Here is a 15,193-nt window from a genome sequence, read left to right as displayed (position 1 = left end):
ATGATTTCTAGTAAAGCTTGACCTATGTGCTACACACAGGTTTTACACTAAAGCTACGTTTTAGGTATTTTAAAGGAGTTTCTATGAGGGTGAGTGAGCTAGCTAAAAAGGGAGGTGTAACGGCCGAAGCTGTCCGTCATTACACTAGGCTTGGGCTGATTCAAGCAGAACGAGACCCTAAAAATAGTTATCAGTTATACGATCAGACGGCTTTACAGCGATTAAATTTCATTCGTCAAGCCAGTGATTTAGGATTCAGCCTAAAGCAAATTGAAGAAATATTTCAGCAGTCTGACAGTGGCGATTCACCCTGTCCTATGGTTCGGGATTTGTTAGAAAGGAAAGTTCCTGAAACAAAATTGAAAATAGCTCAACTTCAGGCGCATTTAGTCAAAATGGAAGATGCGTTAGCCGCTTGGGAAAGTATGCCAAATGGTGCGCCTGATGGCCATTCAATCTGCTGTTTGATTGAAGGTTGGGAAGACGCCAAGTAAGGCGGTAAATAGTGATATAGAGGAGGGTTGAAATGACACATCTAAATTCAAAAGCAGCCGAAAAAAAGACAACGCTAACATTAAATGTTACCGGTATGTCTTGCCAAGGTTGTGTGTCGAAAGTCCGTAAAATTATTCAAGAGATAAGCCCGGAAGCGATTATCGAAGGCTTGCCAAAAGAGCATAAATTAACCGTCACATCAGATTTAGAGTTAACGACAATTGAAGCCAGCATCCAAGAAGCTGGATATCAATCAGTAGGTATATTTAATGAGCTTGCTCAATCAGGAGGCGATCAAAAAATTGATGCAGTCAATACGCTAAGTAAGGAGCGCAAAGTAGACAGTTCACCCAGCTACCAGCTTTCTATTGGGGGAATGACCTGCGCAGGTTGCGTTAATACAGTGCAAAGGGCGTTGTTGAGTTCTGAGGGTGTTATCTCTGCTGACGTTAACTTTGCTAACCATACAGCACAAGTTGTCACCAAGGGTTCTCCAGACGCATTAATCAAAGCGGTAGATAATTCGGGGTATCATGCAAGCCTTATTCATGATGCTGAAAAAAGTGAGGAAGAGCGAGGTGAAAGAGAGCTAGCAGAATATCGACAAAAATGTAAATCTTCAGCGCTGGGGTTGGGGTTAGGGTTACCCTTGATGCTGTATGGCTTGTTAGGCGGGGACATGATGGTGAGCTCGCTCACCGAAAAGGTTGTTTGGTTTGTCGTCGGTGTTGTCACACTGTTTATTATGGTGAGTGCGGGTAAACATTATTTTCGTGGTGCTTGGAAAGCCTTTACTAGTCATCAGGCTAATATGGATTTATTAATCGCTCTTGGTACTGGCAGCGCGTGGTTGTATTCAATGTTAGTTGTGCTGGCACCAATGAGTTGGCTGCCTGATAACGCTCGTCATCTTTATTTTGAAGCGTCGGTCATGATTATTGGTTTAATCAATCTGGGGCAAGCTTTAGAACTGAAGGCGCGCCGTAAAACTAGCCAAGCTTTACACCGCCTATTAAATTTACGCCCAAAAATGGCCACGCGTGTTAATGGAGGTACTGAGTCTCGTATTAATGTATCAGATATCAGGTTGAATGATATTCTACGAGTTCGTTCAGGTGACAAAATACCCGTTGACGGGGAAGTCATAGAGGGGCTTTCAACAGTAAACGAATCGATGTTGACTGGTGAAGCTGAGCCAATAGAGAAAAGCGCAGGTAGCTTGTTATCTGCAGGAACAGTAAACGGTCAAGGTAGCTTGTTATTCAAAGCGACTCGTATTGGTTCGGATACTTTACTCGCACAGATTATCACCATGGTGGGTAAGGCCCAGAATTCCAAACCACCTATTAGTGTGTTGGCCGATAAAGTCTCTTCTATCTTTGTTCCAAGCGTGGTTATTATCGCCATTTTGACGGCACTTACTTGGTTTAATCTTTCGTATTTTTATGAGGGTGTCGAATCAGCCTTTTCTTATATGTTGGTAACGACTGTTTCGGTACTAATTATCGCTTGCCCATGTGCTTTAGGATTAGCGACGCCTATTTCTACCATGATAGGTATAGGTAAAGCAGCAGAGTATGGCGGTTTAATTCGTAACGGTGATGTCTTACAAAGAGCCAGTGAGTTGACGGTTGTTGTACTGGATAAAACGGGAACGATTACAGAAGGTAAACCTAAGGTTGTTAATGAGGTCTTAACTGAGCAAGCTCATAAAGGCTTTGTGGCTCAGATTGTTTCAGCGTTAGAAGCTAGAGCGAATCATCCTTTAGCGGATGCTTTATTAGAACATTGTCAGATAAACGCTAAAGCACAAGAAAATATTACTCTGGAGGACTTTGAGTCACTTGTTGGTTTAGGAGTAAAAGGCAACATAGAAGGGGAAGTTTATTATCTTGGCAATGAACGCCTAATGAAAGAAAAGGGGATTTCTTTAGATTTGAACATGCCTGATCAGCAATACAATGCAGCAACTCGTGTATATTTCTCGGATAATATTAGGGTGTTGGCTGTTTTCTATATTGAAGATCCCATTAAACAGGGCGTTAAAACCGCTATTTCAAACTTCAAAGAGCAAGGGTTAAAAGTTGTCATGCTGACGGGCGATAACCCAGCAACAGCCGCTTCAGTTGCAAGCATGGTTGGCATTGAGGATTATCATGCGCAACTGATGCCAGATGATAAACTGAACTGGGTTAAGAAGCTTCAAGCTGATGGTGAGGTGGTTGGCATGATTGGTGATGGCATCAACGATGCGCCAGCTCTAGCTCAGGCCGATGTGGGCTTTGCAATGGGGGCTGGAACGGATGTAGCTATGGAGAGCGCTGATATTACTTTGATACATAATGACTTAAAAGGCGTCGCCGATGTAATTCAAATAAGCACGGCTACATTGAGAAACATTAAGCAAAACTTATGGGGAGCATTTGCTTATAACAGTTTAGGTATCCCTATTGCGGCGGGAATCCTTTTCCCGTTTACGGGGTGGTTGCTCAGCCCTGTTATTGCTGGCGCTGCCATGGCTCTATCGTCCGTAACGGTAGTCACCAATGCGAATAGACTTAGGCTATTCCGAATCTCCCATTCTAATTTTAAAAGTGCTAAGGAGGCTTAATGAGTGTGCTCATAAATGTGCTAGGCATCTTGTTAATAATGTTTGTTGTTTATTGGTTCTGGTGGCCAACTCACCAGAAAAACCAAAACAACAAAGTAAAGCTATCTTCGAATAAGTAATTGCGGCGCAAATGTTGTAAAATTACTTTGTAGATCAATAAGCCAAGAGCGCCTGCTGTTGGCTTATTTTGTATAATCTTTCTAAATTAAATATCGGAGCTGTTGAATATGCAGGCTTATCAGTGGGGGATTTTTGCCATAGCCCTAGGAACTTTTGGTATAGGGACAACTGAGTTCATGCCTATGGGGCTGTTGCCTGTAATTGCTGATGGTGTGCATGCCTCTATTCCTGCGGCGGGTTTATTAATCAGTGCCTATGCAGTAGGTGTCATGATAGGCGCACCACTAATTACTTTATATTTAACGCGCTATAGCCATAAAACGTCTTTACTTGTATTAATGGTGGTTTTTGTTATTGGGAACGTACTTTCTGCGATTTCAGTTAATTACGAGACCTTTTTGATATCTCGAATCATCACCAGTCTTTCACATGGTGCTTTTTTCGGTATTGGTGCTGTTGTCGCTATGAATTTAGCCCCGTTTCATAAAAAAGGCTCTGCAGTGGCCTCTATTTTTCTAGGACTAACCATTGCAAATATTGTTGGTGTTCCTATTACCACTTGGCTAGGACAAACCTTTGATTGGAGAATTTCATTTGCAGTGACTGCAGTCCTCGGTATTGTTGCTTTTCTCGGTATCAGTCGCAATCTGCCTGCCATGCCTAGAGCTGAAAAACCGGACGTGAAATCAGAGCTAAAAGCTATTATGCAGCCCGCAGCATTAAGAGCGTTCGCTACTACAGTAATGTGTGCCGGTTCGATGTTTACCCTTTACACCTATATTACGCCAATTATGCAGACTTTAGCGCAAGCTTCAGACAATGCCATTGCAACTATGCTAATGTTGGTTGGTATAGGTTTTACGTTAGGAAATTACATTAGCGGAAAAGTGACAGATAAGTCGCCAGATTTAGCATTGATTGTGTTTTTAGGCTTGCAGGTTATTGTGTTGCTAATGTTTCGTTTTACCTCAACGACGCTAATAGGTGCAGGTTTAACAACTTTATTGTGGGGTGTGGTTATCTTTGGTAGCGGGCCGCCATTACAAATGCAGGTCATGAAAATAGCAGATCAAGCACCAGGATTAGCTTCATCTATAAATATTGGGGCATTTAATTTAGGCAACGCTTTAGGTGCTGCGCTTGGTGGGCTAGTAATTAGTATTGGTTTTAGCTTTGATTGGATTCCAGCTGTCGCCGGGGGCCTGTCTTTTTTAGCACTTATTATGGTTATACTTAATCGCCATAACACAATAAATGCTCAACTCCTAAACGGTGAAGTTCAAAAAAAGTAGAGCATTAGAGAAAATTCAAGAAATATGGTGTGAAGAGGAGCAATGGCTTCTCTTTTACTATGCGCGTATTTTGGGGTGTTTTGCCCATATATTTAAACCAATATAATGGATATTCTGTTTTGACAGCATTAAAAAGTACATTCTTAAAGCTCAATCGACTTATATTGTTTTTGGCACTTAGTGCGACGGTTCTTACTTTCATTAATAGTTTTTACTCGAATTATGAAGTTCAGAAAGAGCAATTGATTCTGCAAACAATAGAAGTCAATAGAGCTTATGCTAGTAAGTTATCAGACACTACTGAAGTATTTATAAAATCTTCTCAACAACAGCTAAGCTATACAGCTAACTCGCTTTACAACAGCATGAATGACGACTCTCGCTTACAGGAAGAAGCCAACCGCCTTAAATTTCAAACAGATAGTTTTAATTCTGTTGTTATCAGTGATGCATTCGGGTTAACTCATGCAGCTTCGCCTGAAACGTTAGATTTAGTAGGTAGAACTCTTTCCTCGGCTGGTAGTGTTGAAGCGTTAGAAGAAAAAAAAGCTTTAATCAGTAGCCCTTACCTTTCTACATTAAAGAATTTAATCGTTTTTCTTTCTGCTCCAATATTTGACATGAATGGAAGTTACCTTGGTTTTCTTGGTGGTTCTATTTACCTAAAAAGCCCCAATATTTTGAGTAAAATACTGGGCGAGCATTACTACAAAAATGGCTCTTATATCTATGTGATCGATCAAGATAAACAGGTTCTTTATCACCCTGAGAAAAGTAGAATTGGTTCTTTTGTCGCTGAAAATAATGGCATTGACGAAATTGTAGCGAATAAAGAAGGAGGGATGTTATTAACTAATAGCAAAGGGATCGATATGCTGGCAGGTTATTCCACTATCCCAAGTACTGGTTGGGTTGTGATTACTCAAAGCCCATTGGAATCTACTTTAGTACCATTAACAGGGATTATGGAAAAAGTCATTTTACGCACCTTACCTTTAGCTTTGGCCGTATTTCTATTCATTTGGTTGTTTGCTAGAGCCATCTCTAAACCACTACAGCAGCTTGCAGACAAGGCTAGGTCTCTTGATAGCCCGACAGTAAATGAAGAAATTGAAAAAATTCATTCTTGGTATGTTGAAAGTTTAGGGCTTAAACGAGCTATGTTGAGTGGCGTAAAACTTATTCAAAGCCAGATTGGCGACCTTAAGCGTGATGCTGAGACAGATCCGCTAACAGGTGCGAATAATCGTCGAGCCTTTCAGTTCAGACTAAAGCAGCTGACTTTACTTGAGGTGCCTTTTTCAATACTAGCCTTAGATATTGATTATTTTAAACGCATTAATGATAGTTATGGTCATAGTATGGGCGATGAGGTCCTGAAGCAGCAAACCAAAATATTGAATCGTTATTGTAGAGAGGGTGACATGGTTGCCCGAACTGGCGGTGAGGAATTTGTTCTGCTATTAAAAGAAACTTCTATAGAAGACGCTTTCTTAGTCGCTGAACGATTACGAATTGCGATTTCAGAAGAAACATTTGATGTCGTTGGCAATATTACGGTTTCAATTGGTGTTTCACACTGGTCGATCTCGAAAGTTATTAGCGCCGAAAAAACACTTTCATTAGCGGATAAAGCCCTTTATCAGGCCAAAGAACAAGGGCGAAACCGCTGTATCATTGCTAATGGTCCTATTTGACTTTAAAAATGAATTACAAATTAAGCTTCGTATATTCTTGTAGAAGTATACAAGGCTTAACCTAATCTGATGCATGTTAAGCTTGAAGCGATATGGTTTAACCACCAAGCAACAAAGAATGCATAATCCATAGGTTTGTTGTTTGGCGGTGTAAATTAGTCTTGGTTTTTTTATTTAGCAACACGGCTAAGAAAGGCCAAGAGCGCCTTGTTAACCTGTTTTGGTTTTTCCTGTGGTGCCCAATGCCCACAATTTTCAATGAATATCGAGTCACTAAGCTCTGGCACTAGAGTGATCTGTGAGTCTATGAGTTCTTTCATACCAGGTATCGCTAGGCCAGGGTCCTGCATTCCTGATATGTAAAGAGCTGGAACATTGATTCGACAACCAGAAAAAGTCTTTTGGAGCTTCCAGTTACGATCAAGGTTTCGGTAGAGGTTAAGTGGGTTTTGGAAGCCGCTTTTCTCAAAGTTTTTAACGAAAATATCAAGATCAGTTTCGCTTAGCCAAGAAGGAGGTGCAGACAAAGTTGGAAGCGTAGCAAGCAAACCTTGCTCTCGTGAAACCATTGAAAAGGGGTTTGGAGTTTCATCACCTTCAAGTCGCGGCCCCGCCTCTCCAGAAGCCGTGTAGTAAATTTTCAAAAGTGTATCACGTACGTCACGCTCGAACTCCTTTTCAGCGACACCGGGATCTTGAAAATAGAGTGTATAAAACAGCGCATTGTCGTTAGCTGGAAATAGCTGAGTAGGGGGGACTGGTGGCGATCCCATCATAGGGACTCCTATTGCAACAACAGCATAAAATCGATCTGGGCGCAGCAGAGCTGCCTGCCAGGCCAGTGTCGCTCCCCAGTCATTGCCGACAATGACTGCTGTCGCGACTTCTAGCGTATCGAGAATAGCTATCATATCGCCCACTAGTACCTGTATTGCATAATCTTCAATTGATTTTGGTGCAGAGCTTCCACCGAACCCACGTAGATCAGGTGCAACAACGTGATAGCCAGCCCTAGACAGAGCTGTAATCTGGTGGCGCCAAGCGTAGGACGTTTCTGGAAAGCCATGGCAAAATAGTATAAGTGGCCCATCGCCTTTTTCGATGATACGTATCTTTAGTCCATTTGCCTCGATCTCACGATAATCTAGCTTACACATACCGTATTTCCTCATGCTTCTAAATTCTAAGATGGGTAAATAAAAGCTGTAATAGATTGATATCCCATGAAGAATAAAGCATAGGAATCAGCTAATTAACTTGTTTTACTCATTGACCGATGTTATTTTCAATGCCTAATGTAACAAACACTATCACATATAAATGGAGAAAAACAATGAGTCAGGATGCACGTCTTTCTCGTGTCCTTCACGTTCTTATTCACTTGTCTCTTAGAAATAGAACAATGTCTTCGGCTGAAATTGCTAAGATGCTTAGCATTAACCCTGTTGTAGTCCGTCGTATGATGGCAGGCCTGAGAGATAGAGGTTATCTTCAAACGACGAGAGGTTCGAGCGGCGGATGGTATATGGCACTAGAACTGGATGAAATAACAGTAAACGATGTCTACGAAGCACTTAATGAGCCTAATTTACTGATAACAGGTCTAGCGCATGACCATCCAACTTGTCCGGTTGAGGCATCAGTGAACGACATGCTCAACAATGTAAATGCAGAAGCTGAATTGTTAGTACTACGACGATATCGTGCGACAACACTTGCAGATCTTGCTCAGGATGCAATGAAAAAATAAGAGCTCAATATTAGTGGATCCGAAATCGCAAAAATATCCTAAAAAAGCGGGCGATTAACGTAATACACAACTATACACTATTTCCGATAATAACATTTATCGGAAATAGTAAGCGGAAATAAAGTACTCTAGCTGTTATGGAATTTGATTATTGATCTTAAGAGATTTTAACCAAGCCAGTAATTCTGTCAGTGAATTAATTTGATGCGTTGGTGTAATCTCTTGCGGGTGTTCCTTGTTATGATGATTCAACCAACATGTATCAAAGCCAAAATTTTTGCCACCAAGGATGTCAGACTCCAGTGTGTCACCAACCATCAGCACGTGATTTTTATTTGGTGAACCCATTTGCTCTGATGCGTACTCGAAGATCTTTGAGTGTGGCTTGGCAACACCAACGAGTTCTGAAATAACCACTGGCGAGAAATATGGCTGAAACCCTGTGCGTTCCAGGCGGATATGTTGTAGCTGAGCAAATCCATTGGTTATGATGCCCATATTTATTTTGTTTTCATGCAAATATGTTACGAGTTCTACAGCGCCTGGCAATGTTGTACAGATTGCAGCCATTGAGTCTAAAAACTGTTTATTAAGCTCTTTTGGGCTGATATCCAGTCTATCGCCCCATAATTTGAAACGTCGAGTTTGTAATTGATCTGCGCTAATTTGATGGTTTTGATATTCGGCCCAAAGCTGCTTATTTACGATTTGGTATTCATCGTACTCAGTTTTTCCAAATGTGACTCCATGTCGGGCAAACATGTATTTTAGGCCTGCAAAATTATCGAAATGAAAAAGAGTTTCATCTGCGTCAAATAGGATCCATTGATATTTCATTATTTCAACTTATATGTGCTTTATTGATAATGTTCAGGGTGAAGTGATGGTGCTAACGCAAGAACCAATGCCTGAGTGTATACACTTTCTCTTGTGGCTACGTGATTGGTAAATAAGCCAATAGCGCCACCTTTTTGTCTGATGTTATCCGTATGAAACAGGTCATCCATGACGGCTCCCAACTCTTCATCACCTTGTAATCTCTGATAAACTTTTTCGGGTAAAGGTAAATTGGCCGAACGGCCTATCATTAATTCGCCTTCTTTGCTCATAATGGCAACATACGCAAAGGTTGCGGCGCCCTCCTCAAATTTATCAACTCCTCCTTCCATAGCAACAAAGAAGTCCATGTCTCGGTCGGCATTATGTTCATAACAATGTCGAACACGATTTTGTGCACCAAGGCGAGTGTCTGCTTCTGTCATTGGTTGGTCTGCAACGCCTGATGGCGCATGCATTTCTTCACAATGAATAGTGTGATTGGGGAATATTTGTAAGAAAGCCTGTCGAGCAGAATTTATCTTCACTGGGTTGGTTGATCCAACGCTGATTCGAATAACTGTAGAACCTAGTTTGGTAGTCATTTTACTGCCTCAAATTACCAAAAGGTAAAAATAAAAAAGCCGCTATAGTGTAAATAGCGGCTTGGTATTTAGCCTATTCTAAGCCTACGCTTGCCCTTTAATAATGGGGGTTGGGCAAACTACATCGGCGTTTTGTGCTCTGTGCCTTAGCAAATGATCCATAATAGTCAAGGCTAACATGGCTTCAGCAATAGGCGTAGCGCGAATTCCAACACATGGATCATGACGCCCTTTGGTAATCACATCTATAGGATTACCAGCACGATCTATACTTTTACCTGGAATAGTGATGCTAGAAGTGGGTTTTAAAGCCATATGAACAACAATGTCTTGCCCAGATGAAATACCACCTAACACGCCGCCTGCATGGTTGCTCAAAAAGCCTTCTGGTGTCATTTCGTCACGGTGCTGACTGCCTTTTTGTTCAACAACATCAAACCCATCGCCAATTTCAACGCCTTTTACTGCGTTAATGCTCATGATGGCCTTGGCTATGTCGGCATCAAGGCGATCAAATACTGGCGCCCCTAAACCAGGCATAACATTCGTTGCAATAACCGTGATTTTTGCTCCTACAGAGTCACCTTCACGGCGTAGCGCTGTCATGTATTTTTCAAGTTCTGGGATTGCATCTGGATCGGGGCTGAAAAAGCTATTATCGTAAACTTGGCTTAAATCTTTAACTTCCAATTTTATTGGACCAAGTTGTGACAAGAAGCCTTGAATTTCGATACCAAACTGTTGCTGCAAATATTTTTTGGCAATGGCGCCGGCTGCAACGCGCATTGCTGTTTCGCGAGCAGATGAGCGGCCGCCACCACGATAATCTCGGAAGCCGTATTTTTGGTCATAGGTATAATCTGCATGGGCAGGACGAAAAGTATCTGCGATATTGCCATAATCTTTTGAGCGTTGATCTGTGTTTTCAATTATTAAACCAATCGGTGTGCCTGTGGTTTTGCCTTCAAAAACACCAGACATAATTTTAACTTCGTCAGCTTCACGGCGCTGTGTGGTGTGTTTCGATGTGCCAGGTTTGCGCAGATCTAAATCGCGCTGCAAATCTGCTTCACAAATTTCGATGCCTGGCGGGCAGCCATCTACAATGGCGCCAAGCGCAAGACCATGACTTTCACCAAACGTGGTGACTTTAAAAAGTGTTCCAAATGTATTACCAGACATAGTTTATTTCTGCTCTTGTAATAGTTCGCTAAGTTGTTCTTTAGTTAGGACAAAAACACCGTTACCACCCTGCTCTAATTCAACCCACATAAAAGGAATGTTAGGGTAAGTGGCTTGTAAGGCTGTTTCAGTGTTTCCTACTTCGTATACTAATATACCGTCATCTTGCAGATAATGCGCGACTTGGGCTAAAAATTCGTGAGTAAAATTGAGACCATCTTCACCCGATGTTAAAGCTAATTCCGGTTCATTATGGAATTCTGCTGGAGCGTTTGCAAAATCGTCAGCATCCACGTAAGGCGGGTTGCAAATAATCAGATCGTATTGCTTACCAGCTAAGCCTTTAAACATGTCTGAATGAATGGCATGAACTCGATCTTCAACTTGGTGGCGTGCGATATTTTCATTGGCAACTAATAATGCCGCTTCACTGATATCTGAAATATCAACTTCTGCGTCTTCAAATACTAAGGCTGCAGCAATGCCTAGACAGCCAGATCCCGTACACATATCTAAAATATTCAGCGGATAATTTTTAAGCCAAGGTGCAAATTCGCTTTCTAATAGAGAGATAATCGGAGAGCGTGGAATCAATGTGTCTTTGGTGACTTTAAACGGTAACCCCATAAACCAAGCTTCGCCTAAAAGGTAAGGCAATGGCTCGCGTTTAGTAATACGAGTTTCTACTAGTTTAAGAATATGTTTTTTTTCATTGTATGTCAGAGCGCAATCTAACATATCGCGATCAAAGTCGAGCGGAAGTCTTAATGCGCTCATAACCAGATGAACGGATTCATCCCATGGATTATCTGTGCCATGGCCGTAAAACAAGTCGGCCTGTTGAAAGCGACTGAATGTCCAACGAATGAAGTCTTTGATAGTGGTTAAATCACGAACGGCTGATTGTTTGTAGCTCATCTTCTCTTCTTAATTATAAGTGCACGGATATAGCGAGTGATGCATTATAACGGTTATTGTTTCGTGCCACTATCTTTGCGTTGTATGGTTTTCACTGAAAGGGTTAAAGCATCAAGCTTTGCTGTCATTTCTTGCCATTTCTTCATTTCATCTGTTGATTGGTTTTTTTCTAGTAGTGCGGCTAATTTTGTATTTTCTTCAGTAAATCGGATGACTTGGTTGTCTTGCTTAGCTAGATCTACTTCTTTTTGTGCAAGGTTGATTCTAAGCTCTGTGTTCTCTTTCTGTTCCTGTTTGATCTGGCTAGTCAGTACGGCGTTTTGAGCCATCACCTCTTGGTATCTTTGCTCACTAAAAGTAAGTTTCTGTTTAATCGCTTCGGCTTCGTTGCTTATTCTTTTATGTTCTGACGTTAAGGAGTCATGTGCACTTTGTAATTCGACTAACGCTGTAGATAAAGATAAATAACCACTCTGTGTCGCCTCGTGCTTGCGTATTTGGTGCTGCTCAATTTCGGATGATTTTTCATCGAGTAATTGCCCTAGATTTTGAGTCACTTCTCTTGAGAAACGTTTAAATACAGGAAGCAATACATCACTGAGCTCGCTTAATTCATGCTGTTGCTGTTCTTTATAAGCTTCTTCCCAGTCGGTAATGGCGTTAAGAAAGGTAGTATTTGAGCAGCGTCGCCCATCTTTTTGTAGGAAATAGTCCGCCAAACGGGGAATGTTTGGGAAACTGTTTTTTTCGATTAACTCCCAACAGGCCTGATGGATTTCTTCTCTTGCTATGTTTGCTTTGCGAGCCATGTTTCACCCTCTTGTTGATGGTTTTAGATCTTATTATCATAAATTATGAATTTATTTTATCATTATTATCTTTTTTGTGAAATAATATGATGCCAAGCTTTGCTGCTTTTATTTTTTGCTTTGTTATATTTAGACAATAAAAAAGCCCCCGTAGGAGCTTAATAGTACTAAACTGATCTTTAATGATATCGAGTTGATGTTTATTGGATGCTGGTAGTGCTTATCATTCGTGTAGCTATCTCCACACCAAACTCTTTAGCTAGCTCTTTCCATGAATCTTGCTTTGGTTCATAAACAACAGGCTCTGCGTCGGGAAAGCGAGAGTCTAATATTTCGTTTACGCTAGCTAAACCGTCAATCAGACCTATATTAATCGCTTGTGAGCCGGTAAAAACCATGCCTGAGAACACATCATTCGTAATTTCAAGTCTATCGCCACGGCCTTCTTTAACTGCATTGATGAACTGCTGATGAGTTTCATCCAATACGGCTTGCCATTTTACCTTTGCTTCTTCGGTCATTGGAGCAAATGGGTCAAGAAAGGCTTTGTTCCGTCCTGCAGTGAAGGTACGTCGCTCTACACCAATTTTTTCGAGTAAGTGACTTGCATCAAAGCCAGACGAAATAACGCCAATAGAACCTACTAAGCTGGCTTTATCTGCGTAGATCTCATTTGCGGCAGACGCTATATAATAGCCACCTGAAGCAGCCATATCTTCAACAACCACAATAATTGGGATGTCTGGATAGTGTTGCTCTTTGGCTCGAATGGCATCATAAATGATGCCTGAATGAACTGGGCTTCCGCCCGGACTGTTCATTTCAATGACAACACCTTTGAGGCGAGAGCTTTGATAAGCAGCATCAAGCAAGCCAACAAATTCAGAGGATTCAATTTCGTTGTCAGCACCGATAACCCCACGCATTGGAATCATGGCAACGACATCACCTTCTAAACTAACGTCTTGAAAGTTAGATGTTGCAAACCAGCCACCAATGACTGCCAAGAAAATAACAAGTGTGGTAAAGCGGAAAAAAATTCTCCAGCGTCTAGCGCGGCGCTTTTCAATAAGGTTTTCACTAAGCGTTTTTTCTAACAGCAACCAAATTTCTTTATTTGAATCCGAGCCTTCTATTTCGGTTGTTTTCTCAGTATTTTCGTATTCGCTTGGTGCTTTATTAAGTGACTGTTTGCGATCTTCGTCTTCTGTCCAGCTCATTTGCTATAACCCTAGAATGTTTGATAATTGATTGAAATCGTTGATTAGTGCGTGTGGTTGGCAAGCTTTTAATCGCTCTTCTTGATGCGCGCCATAAGTTACACCTATGCTTTTTATTCCGGCATTTGTGGCCATATTTAGATCGTATTCAGTATCACCAACCATGATTGCGTGTTCGGGCAAAATATTTAGTTCAGCTAATATTTGTTCTAGCATTAAAGGGTGTGGTTTAGATAACGCTTCATCAGCACAACGAGACACAGTGAAGTAATCTCTTGTATTGGTTAAAGTCATGGCTCTATCAAGTCCTCGGCGGCTTTTTCCGGTTGCGACTGCCATTTGAATGTTGGTGGATTGTAGCTTTTTTAGCCCATCAATTACTCCTGCGTAGGCCAATGATGGCGTTTGATCTGCCGCCACATATATCGCTTTATAGTGCTCAATAATTATATTCTGCTTATTTAATGGGAGCTCTGGCCAAACAGTATCGACCGCTTTATCGAGAGATAAGCCGATGATGTTTTTTATATCGTCTTTTGTTCTTGCTGGTGCGCTTGCTAAGTGGCCAGCCTGTAACATGCTGTGACATATAGTATCGATCGAATCGAATAAGGTACCGTCCCAATCAAAAATTACCAACTTAACCATAGATACCTCTTAAGAATAATTTGGCGAAAGTGTACCATAACTGAAATTGACAAAATAAGGATTGGTAATGACGACTGGTTATACATTAGAGCAACTTTCAATTGATCAAAGTGTTGAATATCGTAAAGTGGTCGCTCAAGCAGATGTGCGAGCTTTTGCCGAAGTAACAGGCGATACAAACCCGGTTCATTTGGATGCAGATTATGCAGCAACAACAGCTTTCGGTAAGCCAATTGCTCACGGCATGCTGACAGCAGGCTTTATTTCTGCGGCAATCGGGACTAAGTTACCAGGACCTGGCTGTATTTATTTAGAGCAAACGTTAAAGTTTCGTTCCCCCGTTTTTGTTGGTCAAGAGGTGGTTACCACGGTAACGGTTACTGATATCAACGAACGCCGCCGACGTGCGACACTAAAAACAGTATGCGAATGTGATGGTAAGGTGGTTGTGACTGGCGAAGCTACAATTATGCTGCCGGCATAAGTTGCTCTATAAAATAATTAACCTTCAAAAGAGCATTGCTTATATAGCAATGCTCTTTTTTATACACCGTGTATTCGAATCAGCTCTCTGTTAGCCGATTAATCACTCTTATTTACATCACAATTACTAGGCAAAGTGAGTGATCGTGAAAAAATGCGGCATTTTGCAAAAAAAGCTGTGCTTTACTGATTAGCAGGCCTATATTTATTAAACAAATCAAGGACTAGGTGTTGCCATGAAAATTCAATTACTAATGATCATTGCCGTTGTGATATCGTCTATATTGACAATATCACAACGTGCTAATGCTCAAGAAGTAAGTCAATTTCGCTGGCTAGAACCTACTGTAGAACAAAGGTGTGATGAAGTCGTTGTCCCAGATCAAGGCAATGGATCAGATAACGGTTGTGTGATATTTACTCAGTTCCGAACTAAAGCTTCTACCTTAGCTCCTGCGCCTTTTTTACATTACCACTTATCTGCTGTTACAAAAAATAGTGGTAACATCAACCCAAGAGCCCCTCCTTTTTCATTGATATAGCCCAC

Annotated in this window: 15 protein-coding genes; 7 read left to right on the top strand and 8 right to left on the bottom strand. The window is 41.3% G+C overall.

Annotated elements, in window-relative coordinates:
• The first annotated feature begins 83 nt into the window (after nucleotides 1-83).
• The 4 genes from DFP80_RS04775 (at nucleotide 84) to DFP80_RS04760 (ending at nucleotide 6,215) form a co-directional block, all read left to right on the top strand.
• Entirely contained in the window at nucleotides 84-494 is a 411-nt protein-coding gene (locus DFP80_RS04775; RefSeq protein WP_113915679.1) for a MerR family transcriptional regulator, read from the top strand.
• Between the two features lie 32 nt (nucleotides 495-526).
• On the top strand, nucleotides 527-3,106 hold the full coding sequence (locus DFP80_RS04770; protein ID WP_113915678.1) for a heavy metal translocating P-type ATPase: 2,580 nt from the start codon (nucleotides 527-529) through the stop codon (nucleotides 3,104-3,106).
• Nucleotides 3,107-3,333: 227 nt separating this feature from the next.
• Nucleotides 3,334-4,518, top strand: a complete 1,185-nt coding sequence (locus DFP80_RS04765) for an MFS transporter (RefSeq protein WP_113915677.1) — start codon at nucleotides 3,334-3,336, stop codon at nucleotides 4,516-4,518.
• 119 nt (nucleotides 4,519-4,637) lie between these two features.
• Nucleotides 4,638-6,215, top strand: coding sequence for a sensor domain-containing diguanylate cyclase (locus tag DFP80_RS04760; protein WP_241560193.1), 1,578 nt, complete (start codon nucleotides 4,638-4,640; stop codon nucleotides 6,213-6,215).
• Between the two features lie 170 nt (nucleotides 6,216-6,385).
• Here the strand turns inward: DFP80_RS04760 and DFP80_RS04755 are convergent, their stop codons facing one another.
• Nucleotides 6,386-7,372, bottom strand: a complete 987-nt coding sequence (locus DFP80_RS04755; RefSeq protein WP_113915675.1) for an alpha/beta fold hydrolase — start codon at nucleotides 7,370-7,372, stop codon at nucleotides 6,386-6,388.
• A gap of 176 nt (nucleotides 7,373-7,548) precedes the next feature.
• Between DFP80_RS04755 and DFP80_RS04750 the strand changes: the two genes are divergently transcribed.
• Nucleotides 7,549-7,965 carry an RrF2 family transcriptional regulator gene (locus DFP80_RS04750; RefSeq protein WP_113915674.1) on the top strand — a complete coding sequence of 139 codons (417 nt, stop codon included), beginning with the start codon at nucleotides 7,549-7,551 and terminating at the stop codon, nucleotides 7,963-7,965.
• A gap of 135 nt (nucleotides 7,966-8,100) precedes the next feature.
• Here the strand turns inward: DFP80_RS04750 and yjjG are convergent, their stop codons facing one another.
• The 7 genes from yjjG to DFP80_RS04715 form a co-directional block, all read right to left on the bottom strand.
• The gene (yjjG, locus tag DFP80_RS04745) at nucleotides 8,101-8,802 is read right to left on the bottom strand and encodes a pyrimidine 5'-nucleotidase (RefSeq protein WP_113915673.1); all 702 of its coding nucleotides are present in this window, start codon (nucleotides 8,800-8,802) and stop codon (nucleotides 8,101-8,103) included.
• Nucleotides 8,803-8,822: 20 nt separating this feature from the next.
• A complete protein-coding gene (gene yjjX, locus DFP80_RS04740; RefSeq protein WP_113915672.1) occupies nucleotides 8,823-9,386 on the bottom strand; it encodes an inosine/xanthosine triphosphatase in 564 nt (187 codons plus the stop codon).
• A gap of 84 nt (nucleotides 9,387-9,470) precedes the next feature.
• Entirely contained in the window at nucleotides 9,471-10,568 is a 1,098-nt protein-coding gene (gene aroC, locus DFP80_RS04735; RefSeq protein WP_113915671.1) for a chorismate synthase, read from the bottom strand.
• Nucleotides 10,569-10,571: 3 nt separating this feature from the next.
• Nucleotides 10,572-11,486 (bottom strand): 50S ribosomal protein L3 N(5)-glutamine methyltransferase, encoded by a 915-nt coding sequence (gene prmB / locus DFP80_RS04730; protein ID WP_113915670.1) that lies wholly within the window; start codon nucleotides 11,484-11,486, stop codon nucleotides 10,572-10,574.
• Between the two features lie 53 nt (nucleotides 11,487-11,539).
• A complete protein-coding gene (locus tag DFP80_RS04725) occupies nucleotides 11,540-12,295 on the bottom strand; it encodes a hypothetical protein (protein WP_113915669.1) in 756 nt (251 codons plus the stop codon).
• 200 nt (nucleotides 12,296-12,495) lie between these two features.
• Nucleotides 12,496-13,515 carry a signal peptide peptidase SppA gene (gene sppA, locus DFP80_RS04720; RefSeq protein WP_113915668.1) on the bottom strand — a complete coding sequence of 340 codons (1,020 nt, stop codon included), beginning with the start codon at nucleotides 13,513-13,515 and terminating at the stop codon, nucleotides 12,496-12,498.
• 3 nt (nucleotides 13,516-13,518) lie between these two features.
• Nucleotides 13,519-14,163: an HAD-IA family hydrolase gene (locus DFP80_RS04715; protein ID WP_113915667.1), complete on the bottom strand. Its 645-nt coding sequence runs from the start codon at nucleotides 14,161-14,163 to the stop codon at nucleotides 13,519-13,521.
• Between the two features lie 67 nt (nucleotides 14,164-14,230).
• Between DFP80_RS04715 and DFP80_RS04710 the strand changes: the two genes are divergently transcribed.
• Nucleotides 14,231-14,647 carry a MaoC family dehydratase gene (locus DFP80_RS04710; RefSeq protein ID WP_113915666.1) on the top strand — a complete coding sequence of 139 codons (417 nt, stop codon included), beginning with the start codon at nucleotides 14,231-14,233 and terminating at the stop codon, nucleotides 14,645-14,647.
• A 235-nt stretch (nucleotides 14,648-14,882) separates the two neighbouring features.
• A complete protein-coding gene (locus tag DFP80_RS04705) occupies nucleotides 14,883-15,188 on the top strand; it encodes a hypothetical protein (RefSeq protein WP_113915665.1) in 306 nt (101 codons plus the stop codon).
• Nucleotides 15,189-15,193 lie beyond the last annotated feature (5 nt).

Source organism: Marinomonas rhizomae, from assembly GCF_003315485.1.
Lineage (GTDB): Bacteria > Pseudomonadota > Gammaproteobacteria > Pseudomonadales > Marinomonadaceae > Marinomonas > Marinomonas rhizomae.
The sequence above is the reverse complement of the archived record's forward strand: the minus strand, read 5'-3'. Positions and strand labels throughout refer to the sequence as shown.

What these genes read in the sequence shown, in the direction of transcription:
- DFP80_RS04755 (WP_113915675.1), bottom strand. Translation starts at nt 7,372, where the DNA reads ATGTGTAAGCTAGATTATCGTGAGATCGAGGCAAATGGACTAAAGATA.
- DFP80_RS04725 (WP_113915669.1), bottom strand. Translation starts at nt 12,295, where the DNA reads ATGGCTCGCAAAGCAAACATAGCAAGAGAAGAAATCCATCAGGCCTGT.
- DFP80_RS04715 (WP_113915667.1), bottom strand. Translation starts at nt 14,163, where the DNA reads ATGGTTAAGTTGGTAATTTTTGATTGGGACGGTACCTTATTCGATTCG.
- DFP80_RS04775 (WP_113915679.1), top strand. Translation starts at nt 84, where the DNA reads ATGAGGGTGAGTGAGCTAGCTAAAAAGGGAGGTGTAACGGCCGAAGCT.
- prmB (WP_113915670.1), bottom strand. Translation starts at nt 11,486, where the DNA reads ATGAGCTACAAACAATCAGCCGTTCGTGATTTAACCACTATCAAAGAC.
- sppA (WP_113915668.1), bottom strand. Translation starts at nt 13,515, where the DNA reads ATGAGCTGGACAGAAGACGAAGATCGCAAACAGTCACTTAATAAAGCA.
- aroC (WP_113915671.1), bottom strand. Translation starts at nt 10,568, where the DNA reads ATGTCTGGTAATACATTTGGAACACTTTTTAAAGTCACCACGTTTGGT.
- DFP80_RS04750 (WP_113915674.1), top strand. Translation starts at nt 7,549, where the DNA reads ATGAGTCAGGATGCACGTCTTTCTCGTGTCCTTCACGTTCTTATTCAC.
- DFP80_RS04765 (WP_113915677.1), top strand. Translation starts at nt 3,334, where the DNA reads ATGCAGGCTTATCAGTGGGGGATTTTTGCCATAGCCCTAGGAACTTTT.
- DFP80_RS04710 (WP_113915666.1), top strand. Translation starts at nt 14,231, where the DNA reads ATGACGACTGGTTATACATTAGAGCAACTTTCAATTGATCAAAGTGTT.
- yjjG (WP_113915673.1), bottom strand. Translation starts at nt 8,802, where the DNA reads ATGAAATATCAATGGATCCTATTTGACGCAGATGAAACTCTTTTTCAT.
- DFP80_RS04705 (WP_113915665.1), top strand. Translation starts at nt 14,883, where the DNA reads ATGAAAATTCAATTACTAATGATCATTGCCGTTGTGATATCGTCTATA.
- DFP80_RS04770 (WP_113915678.1), top strand. Translation starts at nt 527, where the DNA reads ATGACACATCTAAATTCAAAAGCAGCCGAAAAAAAGACAACGCTAACA.
- yjjX (WP_113915672.1), bottom strand. Translation starts at nt 9,386, where the DNA reads ATGACTACCAAACTAGGTTCTACAGTTATTCGAATCAGCGTTGGATCA.